Source organism: Actinocrinis sp. (assembly GCF_035946395.1).
GTDB lineage: Bacteria > Actinomycetota > Actinomycetes > Streptomycetales > Catenulisporaceae > Actinocrinis.
Genome location: NZ_DASYZI010000021.1, coordinates 17162 through 28371, shown reverse-complemented (window position 1 = coordinate 28371; position 11210 = coordinate 17162). Strand labels below are relative to the sequence as shown.

The window sequence follows — 11210 nt, the reverse complement described above, 5'->3', positions numbered from 1 at the left end:
TCGTCGCGGCTGCGGCGGTTCCAGTGGCTCCGGGGACGGGTGCCGAAGAGCCGAGTGGTTCGCGGATCGGCCGCATGAGGTTGAGGTGCGTCTGGCGTGAAGCGTCGGCCTCGTCGGCGGAACCGGGCACGATCGGCACGGCGCCGACGGTCATCGGCACCGCCGGTCCCGGTCCGGTGGTGAGCGCGGCGGGGTCGACGACGGCGCGCGGATCGGTGACGCGCAACGCGGGCAGCCCGGCGAGTTCGGGTGCGAGGACGCGCAGCCGACCGGCCACTTCGGCCGCGGTCAGCCGGGCGGCCGGAGCCTTGGAAAGGCAGTTGGTGAGCAGGTCGACGAGCGCTTCCGGCATGCCCGGCACGTCCGGGACGGTCTCGGTGACGTGGCGGCGCAGCACCGCGCCCGGATGGCCTCCGCCGAACGGGGTCCAGCCGGTGAGCAGCTCGAAGATGAGCGTGCCGAGGCCGTACACGTCCACCGGCGGACCCGGCGGGCAGCCCTCGATCACCTCGGGGGCCAGGTAGTCGGGCGTGCCGACGATCCTGGTCGCACGCGTCCGGCGCGGGCCGTCGACCAGGCGGGCGATGCCGAAGTCGGTGAGCCGGGCGGCGCCGGTCGCCGAATCGAGCAGGACGTTCTCCGGCTTCACGTCGCGGTGCACGACGCCCCGGGCGTGTGCGGCGGCGAGACCCGCGGCCACGTCGGCGGCGAGGACGACGGCGTCCGCCGGCGGCATCGCTCCCCGGGAGTCGAGCCGCTCGCGCAGGTCGGTGCCGCGCACGAGGTCCATCACGAGAGCGAGGTCGGTGCCGTCCACAACCAGGTCCCGCACCGCCACCACGTTCGGGTGGACCAGGCTGGTCAGGACCGTGCGTTCCTGGACGAAGCGGGCGATCAGCGTCTGGTCCGCGGCAAGGTCCTCGCGCAGCAGCTTGACCGCGACCGGTCCGTCGGGCCCGGCGCCCTCCCAGACGGTGCCGCAGGTGCCCCGGCCGATGATTCTGGTGACCGTGTACCTGCTGCCGATTTTGCGTGTCACCGTCGCTCCGTGGGGTGCGCAACCGCGTCGTGCCGTATAGGCGCCGAGCCGGGGAAGACTACGTATCGCTGCAACTGTGCCGTTCCCGGGACAGCGCGGGCAACTAACGCGCCGGTGTGCCGGGCATGTCCGCCACGGCGAAGCGCGAAAATACTCTGGTTGTCAGAAAAACTCTGGTTGTCAGAAAAGGGCATCCTGCGATCGTGGGTGGACGGTGAGCGCGACGACGACCGGATTGCGGTGGATCACGCCGCCTGGCACGAGGCCGTCGGCGCCGGAGTTCGTGTGCCGCCTGGCGAGCTGTTTGCCGACGGTAACGCCGATCGCGACAGCGATGGCGAGCACGATCACCAGGATCGCGAGCTTGCTCAGGCAGCTGAGGCCTGTCCGCTGCGCGGGCGCTCCGGGCGCGAACGTCTGCGGTTGCCGGGGCGCTTGGTTGCGCGGTGCTTGGTAGTTCTGCTGCTGCTGAGGATGTTGCTGCTGCGGGGGGCCGTACGGCCCCGGTGGCACTGGACGCGGCGGGTTCTGAAACGCCATCGGGTACTGGTTTGGCTGCGGACCCGATGCGTTACCCGCCGGACGCTGCGGAGCGGGCGTGGAGTAGGAAGGGCGCGCGGGGGCTGACCGTTGCGGCGTCTGCTGTGGTGTCAGCTGTTGCGGCGTCAACTGCTGTGGTGCCAGCTGCGGGGTCGCCGAAGGCTGTGGGATTGGCGACTGGCCACCCGGCGACTGTTGGATCGGCGTCGGGGACTGGGCCAGTTGCGGGCGGGGGATCGGGGCCGTCGGAGCCATGTGCGCGGCCCGGTTGATCGGCACGACCTGAGCGCCCTGCTGTGCAGCAGGGGCCTGCGCCTGCGGTTGGGCGTTCTGCCGGGCGGGTGCGGCGTCTGGCGCCTGCACGGCACGAGCGGGCCAGATCGCGTGCGGGGCCGCGTGCGCTCCGGCGACGGCCTTGAGCTCGGCGGGCAGCGCGGGCAGGACGACCGTGCCGTGGTTCGGGTTGACCGGCAGGCGGACGGTCGTGCCCTCCTGGTTCACCCGCACCGCCGCACGCAGCCGGCCGGCCAGTTCGTTGGCCGACGGTCTGAGGTCCGGGTCCTTGCCCAGCGCGGCGAGCGCCACCGCCCACAGCCGGTCGGACACGCCCTGCGGACGCTGCGGAGTCGCCGTCTGGTGCGCCCGGAAGACCTCCATCGCGTCCCGTCCGCGGAACGGCGGATGGCCGGTGAGCAGCTCGTAGAGCATGATCCCGGCGGCGTAGATGTCGACGGCGCCAGTAGCCTTGCGTCCCGAGATGACCTCGGGCGACAGGTAGTACGGGGTGCCGACGACCTGGCTGGTCCGGGTGACCGACGGGGCGTCGGCCAGCCGGGCGATGCCGAAGTCGGTCAGCAGCGGCCGGTAGCCTCCGGCATCCGGCTGGAGCAGCACGTTGGCCGGTTTGACGTCGCGGTGGATGATCTTCGCCGCGTGGGCCACCGCGAGCGCTTCGGCCACGTCCGCGACCAGCAGCGCGGCCTCCTCGGGGCCGAGCGTGCCCCGCTCACGCAGGTAAACACGCAAGTCCGGGCCCTCGACCAGCTGCATCACCAACGCCAGCACGTCGCCCTCGACCACCAGGTCGCGCACCGCCACCAGCGAGCGGTGCCGCAGACCGACCAGCGCGGTACGCTCACGCAGGAACCGGGTCACCACGTCCGGATCCGTTGCCAGTTCCTCCAAGAGCACCTTGACCGCGACTGCCTCGCCGGTGTCCCTGACGCGCCCCCGCCACACCGACCCGAAGGCCCCGCGCCCCAATTGCTCGTCCAGCTCGTATCGGCTGCCGATAGGCTGACCCACGAAACCTCTCCCCCAGTTTTTGTCGAACTCGGGCTGGCGCCGCCGCGGCGCAGCGACCGGCGCAAGGTCACCTTAGTGCCGCAGCCGCACAAAGTGGACCACGGCCATTGGATTCGTACCCAAGCTGCTACAGGATCGCGCCCTGCTGGACGCCGGGCAACGGCGTCTCAAGGTCCGTCGAGTCTCCTCGTGACACAGTGTTTTTGACACAGTGTCTTCGAGTAACAACAGTGTCTTCGAGTAACAGTGGTTCGAGTAGCAGTGGTCTCCAAGTAACGATGCCTTCAAGCAACGGTGTCTTCACGTAACGGCGCGTGGCCTTCAAGCAACCGCGCGGCCGGTCTCGGATACCGTGTCATCCGGCGAGAATTGACCGAACCGGGGTCTCCCGTCATGACGCAGAAGGCAGCCGCATGCAGATCCGACTCTCCGTCACCTCAGCGCGCGACGCGGACGCAGCGGTGGGCGTGCGCACTGCGGCCGGAGCGGACGCCGCAGTCAACGTGGACGCAGCGGTGACGGCGGCGGCGGGCACTGCGTTCAGCGCGGCGGCCGGGGCGCTGCGTACGCTCGCGGGTGTGCCGGACGGCCGGTTCTACGCCGGATCGACGCTGGTGCGCGACGAGATGCCACTGGGCCGGCCGCCGTTGTTGGACGGCGCGGTGCTGACCGTCGGGAGACCCGGCGCCCCGGCGGCGTTGCCCGGCGGCTTGGAGTTGCACGTGGTCGGCGGGCCGGACGCGGGCGGCGTGCACCTGATCTCACCACCCGCGGCGGAAGCCGAACCGGTGCGGATTTCGATCGGCCGGGGCGTGGACGCGCAGGTGCGGATCGAGGACCCTGATCTGTCCCGGCTGCACGCCGAACTGCTGGTGACGGCCGACTGGGTCCGGCTGCGCGATGTCGGTTCGACCAATGGGACGACGCTGGACGGCACGCCGGTCGGTACGGATTCCGTGCTGTTGCTGCCTGATGCGCTCGTGCGGCTCGGTGAGACCACGCTCGCGCTGCGTCTGGCGCCGAGTGCGCTTGACGTCGAACCCGATCGCTTGGGGCGTCTACGTGTGCGTACTACGCGGCGGCCGCAGGTCAGTCTGCCCGCGCCACGCATCGACCTGCCGCCGAAGCCGTCCAACCGGGGGCTGCCGGCCGCGCGCCGGCGCGCCGCTACCGCGTTCGAGCAGGCCAAGGCCGCCGCGGAGACGCAGATCGCCGCCGCGCTCACCGCGGAGGCCACGCTGCGCCGGGAAGCGCACCCCGACCTCGCGGCCCTGCTGACGACGGCGCTGCGGCCCGAGCCGCGGCTGTGGGCCCGCGATCCACAGCTGCCCGGATTTCTGGATCTGCGGCTGGGCACGGCGCGCATCGCCTCACGGGTGATCGTCGGCTCAGGTCCGAAGACGTTCCGGCCGCGGGTGGCCGCGGTTCCGGTGACGCTGGACCTGGACGCGGTCGGCGTGTTCGGCCTGGTGGGCCCGCGCCCGCAGCTGACCGCGCTGGCCCGGTCGCTCGTCGCGCAGCTGGCGGCGAGCTGCGCACCGCGCGACCTGGAGCTCGTGCTGCTGCACGACGGCGACCCGCGGCCGTGGCAGTGGGTCAGGTGGCTGCCGCACCTCACGCCGCAGGACGGCCAGGACTGCCTGGCGCTGGTCGGCTTGGCCCAAGCACAGAAGGCGGCGCGGATCGGCGAGCTGGTCGACCGGCTCGACTCCCGGCCGGCGGGCCGGCGCACGGTGCTGATCGTCGATCCGGCGTCAGACCTGCTGGACGCGAGGGGAATGCGGCGGCTGCTCGACGAGGGCCCGGAGGCGGGGATCCACACTATCGTGCTCGCCACCAGGCCCGCGCAGCTGCCGGACGCGACCGGCGCGATGGCGACGCTGAGCGGGGACGTCAACACCAGGGTCCGGCTCGAACGGCCGGACGTGCCCGCGCTCGACAGCATCGTCGCCGACCTGGCGTCGGTGGAGTGGGCCGAGCGGTTCGGCCGGGCGCTGGCCCCGCTGCGGGAATCCGACGGCTTCGGCGCGCCGCAGCTGCCCGAAGAGGTCCGGCTGCTCGGGCTGCTCGACCTGGATCTGCTGACTCCGGCGAAGCTCGGCGCGCGCTGGACGGCACGGCCGGCCGACTCGGAGCTGACCGTCGGCGCGGACGACCATGGCGCCGTACGCGTGAATCTGTCGGGTCATCACATTCTCGTCGGCGGGGTCTCCGGCTCAGGCATCTCTGAGACGCTGCGCTCGATCACGTACGCACTGGCCGCGACCAACCGCCCTGAATACCTGCGTATCGCGCTCGTCTCCGGCGGTAACGGACCATCGCTCGCAGAGAGCACCGGGCTCCCGCACGTCGACGTTCATCTTCCGCGGGACTGTCCGCCCGAAGCGCTGCGCAGCCTGCTGGACACGCTCGAAACCGAGGTGGAGCGGCGTACGCACGCCGTGGCGAACGGACCGGTCCGGGGCCTGCCCGCCGATCCGGCTCATCCACGCATGCTCGTGGTCGTCGACGGCTTCGACCGGCTCGCCGCCGATCATCCCTGGTTCGCCAAGGGCCTGGCGGCGGTGGCACGAGACAGCCGCGACCTGGCGCTGCACGTGGCCGTCGGCGTCGCCCTCGAAGACGCCCACGCGGTGCGTCTGCTCGACAGCGACCTGTCCGACGAAGCGCACATCCGTGTCGCGCTGCGCACGCACGGTCCGGAGGAGTCGCGCAAGCTGGTCTCGCTGCCGGCCGCCGTCTCAGTACGCGCCGACACGCCCGGTCGCGCTCACCTGGCGCTGCCGGACGGCCGTGTGCTGCCGATCCAGGTCCCGCTGATCAGCGGGCGCATGCCGTCCAGCGCGTCGAGCCGCGCCACCGTGACCAGGCTGCCGTGGGCCGAACTCGGCTCGCCGGTACCGCGCCGGCAGGCCGAGTCCGTTTCCACCGGACAGCTCGGCGGCCCGACCGATCTCGCGCTGTTCGTCGAGACCGCGCGCCGGGCCGCCACTCGCTGAGAGCCCATCAGTGCTCAGTACTTTAGAAACGCTGCACTTCAGAAACGCTGCGCGTTAGGTCATCGAACCGGTACGCAGCATCGTGCGCAGGGTGCGCAGCGCGACGGAGAGCGTCGCCAGGTCGAAGGTGTCGGCGGTGGCGATCTCGTCGAGGACGGACCGGGCGCGGTCCACCGCACCGCGGTTCTTCGCGATCCAGGTGGCGAAGCGGGCGTCGGGGTCGGTCTCGCCGGGAGCCGCCGCCAGGACCTCGAAGGTGATCTCGGCCTGGACGGTGTACAGCTCCTCGCGCACCGCCGCGCGGGCCATCGTCTGCCAGCGGTCGGTGCGCGGCAGGGCGTTGATCCGATCGCGCAGCGCGCCGATGCGCAGCCGGTCGACGATGTCGAAGTAGCACTCCGCCACCTCGACCGGAGCCCGGCCGCTGTCCCACGCCACCTCGACGATGTCCAGCGCCGAGTAGGCGGCGGATGCCGCGGCGTTGCGGGCGGCCACGTCCTCGGGGACGCCCAGGTCGAGCATCTCCTGCTTCGCCGCGGCCAGCGCGTCGAGGTCCGCGCCCTTGAGCAGCTTGGGCAACTGGGCGACCACCTCGGCCACGCCCGAGCGGAACGAGTCGACCTGCACGGTGATGTCGAGCGGGTGCCTGCGGTTGAGCAGGAACCACCGTGCCCCGCGCTCGGCCAGCCGTCGCGCGGACAGCCTTATCCGCGTCTGCACGTTGGCGGGGATCCGGTTGTCCAGGGCGTCGACCGCGCCCAGGAACGAGGGCAGGTCGAACACCGAGCGGGCGACGATGTGCGCGCGGGCGATCTCCTCCGCCGAGGCCCCGGTCTCCTCGCGCATCCGGAACACGAAGCTGGTCCCGGCGTTGTTGACCAGGTTGTTGACGACCTGCGTCGTGATGATCTCGCGGCGCAGCGGGTGCGTCCCGATCCGCTCCCGGAACCGGTCGCGCAGCGCCGAGGGGAAGTAGTGGTACAGCTCGGCCTTGAGGAACGGGTCGTCCGGCAGTTCGGAGCCGAGCAGCTCATCCTCAAGGGTGATCTTGGTGTAGGCCAGCAGCACGGACAGCTCCGGCTGGGTCAGCCCGAGCCCGGCCTGCCGCCGCTCGTTGAGGGTCCGCTCGCCGGGCAGGAACTCAAGCTCCCGGTTCAGATGGCCGTCGGCGACCAGCCGGTGCAGATAGCGCGCGTGCACGTTGAGCAGGCCCGGGGCCTGGGCGACCGCGGAGGCGAGCGCGACGTTCTGGCCGTAGTTGTCGGCCAGCACCAGCCGCCCGACCTCGTCGGTCATCTCGGCCAGCAGGCTTTCCCGCTCGTGCCCGCCGAGTTCGCCGCCGGCCACCGCCTGGTCCAGCAGGATCTTGATGTTGACCTCGTGGTCGGAGGTGTCCACACCCGCCGAGTTGTCGATCGCGTCGGTGCAGATCCGGCCGCGCTGCGCGCCGTTGGCCGCGCCCTGAAGGGCGAACTCGATCCGGCCGAGCTGGGTGAAGCCGAGGTTGCCGCCCTCGCCGACGACCCGGGCGCGCAGGTCGGCGCCGTTGACCCGGATCGCGTCGTTGGCCTTGTCGCCGACGTCCGCGTTGGACTCGGCGGTGGCCTTCACGTACGTGCCGATGCCGCCGTTCCAGAACAGGTCCACCGGCGCGAGCAGGATGGCGCGCATCAGCTCGGCCGGGGTCATCCGCAGCACGTGCTCGTCGATGCCGAGAGCCGCGCGCAGCTGCGGGGTCAGCGGGATCGACTTCGCGGTACGCGGGTAGACACCGCCGCCGGATGAGATCAGACGCTGGTCGTAGTCGTTCCAGGAGGAGCGGGGCAGGTCGAACAGCCGGCGCCGCTCGGCGTACGAGGCGGCCGGATCCGGGCTCGGGTCGACGAAGATGTGCCGGTGGTCGAAGGCCGCGAGCAGCTTGATGTGCTCGGACAGCAGCATGCCGTTGCCGAACACGTCGCCGGACATGTCGCCGATGCCGATCGCGGTGAAGTCCTGTGCCTGCGAGTCGACGCCGAGTTCGCGGAAGTGCCGTTTGACCGACTCCCACGCGCCGCGTGCGGTGATGCCCATCACCTTGTGGTCGTAACCGACCGAGCCGCCGGAGGCGAAGGCGTCGCCGAGCCAGAAGCCCCCCGGCGCGGCAGCGCCCCACACGTCACAATCGGCCGCGACTCCGTTGGCGATGTCGGAGAAGGTCGCGGTGCCCTTGTCCGCCGCGACGACGAGATACGTGTCATCGCCGTCGAAGCGCACCACGTCGCGGGGTGGCACGACCTTGCCGTCGACAAGATTGTCGGTAATGTCCAGCATGCCGCGGATGAAGGTCTTGTAGCACTCGATGCCCTCGGCCATGAACGCGTCGCGGTCGGCCGGATCCGCCGGCCGCTTGACCACGAAGCCACCCTTGGCGCCGACCGGGACGATCACCGCGTTCTTCACCATCTGCGCCTTGACCAGGCCGAGGACCTCGGTGCGGAAGTCCTCGCGCCGGTCCGACCAGCGCAGCCCGCCGCGGGCTACCGCGCCGAAGCGCAGGTGCACGCCCTCGACCCGGGCCGAGTAGACCCAGATCTCGAACCTCGGGCGGGGGGCCGGCAGGTCCGGCACCATCGCGGCATTGATCTTGAAGGATACGTATGACTTGGCCGTGTTCGATCCCGCTGTGCTCGATCCCGCTGTGTTCGATACTTCCGGACCGTCGGCGGTCTTCTGGTAGAAGTTGGTGCGCAGCGTCGCCTGGATCACGGCCCGCAGCGAGCGCAGGATCCGGTCCTCGTCGAGCGAGGCGACCGCGTCGAGCGCGCCCTCGGTCTCCTCGACCAGCCCGTCGATCAGCTCGCGGCCCGCCGCGGCGCGCGCCGGGTCGAAGGAGGCCTCGAACAGCTTGACCAGCAGCCGGGCCAGCACGGTGTTGCGCTTCAGGACCTGCTCGATGTACGCCTGGCTGAACGGCGTGCCGCCCTGGCGCAGGTACTTGGCGTAGGCACGCAGCACGGTGACCTGACGCCAGGTCAGCCCGGCCCGCACCACGAGGGCGTTGAAGCCGTCGTTCTCGATCTCCCCGGACCAGGCCGCGGCGAAGGCGGCGGTGAACCGCTCGCGGGCGGCCTGGTCGCGCAGCTGCTCCGGGTCGGCGACCCGCAGCCCGAAATCGTAGATCCAGGCCGCCTCGCCGTGCTCGCGGTGCAGCTCGTACGGGTGCTCGTCGAGCACTTCGACGCCGAACCGTTGCAGGATCGGCAGCACCTCGCCGAGCGAGATCATCCGGCCGACCCGGAAGATCTTGAGACTGTACTGCTCGGGCGCGGCGCCGGGGCGGCGGTAGACGGCGAGCGAGGAGTCGGTGGTGTCGTCGGCGTGGATGGCCTCGATCCGGCAGACGTCCTTGACCGCGTTCTGCGCCGGGAAGTCGGCCTTGTACCCCTCGGGGAAGGCTTTCGCGTAGTCGCGCAGCAGCTCGGCGGCCTTCTCGTGGCCGACGGCCTCGCCGAGTTCCCGCGCGAAGTCGTCGTCCCAGGTGCGCAGCGCGGTGGCCAGCAGCCGCTCGATGCGCTCGCTGTCCACATTGGGCAGCCGGGTGCCCGGAGCGACGCGCACCACGAAGTGCAGCCGGGTGAGCACGGACTCGGTGGACCGCACCGTGTAGTCGATTACCGCGCCGTCGAGTTCCCTGAGCAGGATCGACTGGAGCTTGATGCGCGCGTCGGTGGTGTACAGATCGCGCGGTAGGTAAACGAGTGCGGAGAAGTACCGGCCGTAAGCGTCCTTACGCAGGAACAGGCGCAGCCGCCGGCGCTCCTGAAGGTGCAGTACCGAGCCGGTGATGTCGGCCAGTTCCTCCACCGGAATCTGGAACAGGTCGTCGCGCGGGTACGACTCCAGGATCTCCAGCAGATCCTTGCCCGAGTGCGAGTTCGGCGCGAATCCGTGGATGTCGAGGACCTGCCGGACCTTCTGTCTGATCACCGGGATGCGTTGCACGGATTCGGAGTACGCGGCGGCCGAGAACAGCCCGAGCATCCGCCGCTCGCCGACGACGCGGCCCTCGTCGTCGAAGCACTTGACGCCGATGTAGTCCAGGTATCCGGGCCGGTGCACGGTGGCCCGCGAGTTGGCCTTGGTGAGCACGAGCAGATGCGGTTCACGCGCCTTGGCCCGCACTTCCACCGGCAGCTTGGCGAACGAGCCCTGGGAACCGTGCGGCCGGTCGGCGCGCAGGATGCCGAGGCCGGTGCCGGTGACCGGGCTCAGCGAGTCCTCGCCGTCGACCTGCACGAGGGTGTACTCGCGGTAGCCGAGGAAGGTGAAGTGGTCGTCGGCCAGCCAGCGCAGCAGTTCCTGACCGGTCGTCAGCTCGTCGTAGGAGACCCCGCCGCGCTGAGCCGCCTCGCCCTGCCCGGCCGCCAGGCCGTCGGCCAGGCCGAGGGCCGCGGCGCGCATCTTCGGCCAGTCCTCGACCGCCTCGCGCACGTCGCTGAGCACCCGGCGCAGGCTCGCCTCGATCGCGCCGAGGCGCGCGGGGTCGTCGGGCTGCCGGTCGATCTCGATGTGCATCCAGGACTCGGTCAGCGCCCCGGCCGCGGTCTGCTGCGGCGGATCGACGTCGAGGACCGAGCGCAGCCGGCCGACCAGGTCCCGCTCGACCGCGAAGACCGGGTGGAACAGGACGTGGATGCCGAAGTCGAGCCGGGTCAGCTCGGCGGTGACCGAGTCCACCAGGAATGGCATGTCGTCGGTGGCGATCTCGACCACGGTGTGCGTGGTCTCGCCGGTGGTCCAGCCGGAGCGCTCGCGCGTGGGCGTGTGGACGCGGATCTTCGCGGTGCCCTGCGGCCGGGTCGATGCCAGCCCGGCGGTGGACCGCATCGCGCCGAGGATGTCGGCGGGGGTGCGGTCGGCGAGGTCGTCCAGCGGGACGTGCCGGTAGTAGCGCCGCAGTATCGAGCCGACCCGCGCCGAGTCGGCGAGGAAGGGCTCGATGTTGCGCGGCGGCCGGGTATCGAGCGGGTCGGGGTCCACGCGCCCGTCAGGCCCCGCCCCCACGCCGTCCGTGCCCCCCGAGTCCCGCGCCAGTCCCGCGGCCTCTTCGAGCAGTCCGACCTTAGCCTCGTCCAGTTGCGTCACCATGTGTGCTCGCTCCTACGGCCGCGCGCCGTTGCGCGGCTCACGTATGCATGTCGGACCCGCCACGGCCCCGGGCGATCCTCGATCGCCTCCCGGCGGCTGCGCCGCGGCCAGTCCCCGCTATCGGCTTCAGGCTATCCCGGACGGAGGGGCGCGGTTTGTGTATCGGCCGATCATGTTGTTACGTCTGAGTTGTGACT

The 11210-nt window shown here is 71.1% G+C and carries 4 protein-coding genes; 1 reads left to right on the top strand and 3 read right to left on the bottom strand.

Annotation, left to right across the window (positions count from 1 at the left end; translation table 11 throughout):
- Nucleotides 1–1039, bottom strand: a 1039-nt coding sequence (locus tag VGS97_RS01600; protein ID WP_326851335.1) for a serine/threonine-protein kinase, incomplete at its 3' end; no start/stop codon positions are given.
- Between the two features lie 180 nt (nucleotides 1040–1219).
- On the bottom strand, nucleotides 1220–2884 hold the full coding sequence (locus VGS97_RS01595) for a serine/threonine-protein kinase (protein WP_326851334.1): 1665 nt from the start codon (nucleotides 2882–2884) through the stop codon (nucleotides 1220–1222).
- A gap of 413 nt (nucleotides 2885–3297) precedes the next feature.
- On the opposite strand from VGS97_RS01595, the gene VGS97_RS01590 reads away from it, so the two are divergent.
- Nucleotides 3298–5883, top strand: coding sequence for an FHA domain-containing protein (locus tag VGS97_RS01590; protein ID WP_326851333.1), 2586 nt, complete (start codon nucleotides 3298–3300; stop codon nucleotides 5881–5883).
- Nucleotides 5884–5937: 54 nt separating this feature from the next.
- Here the strand turns inward: VGS97_RS01590 and VGS97_RS01585 are convergent, their stop codons facing one another.
- A complete protein-coding gene (locus tag VGS97_RS01585) occupies nucleotides 5938–11013 on the bottom strand; it encodes an NAD-glutamate dehydrogenase (RefSeq protein ID WP_326851332.1) in 5076 nt (1691 codons plus the stop codon).
- Between the last annotated feature and the right edge of the window lie 197 nt (nucleotides 11014–11210).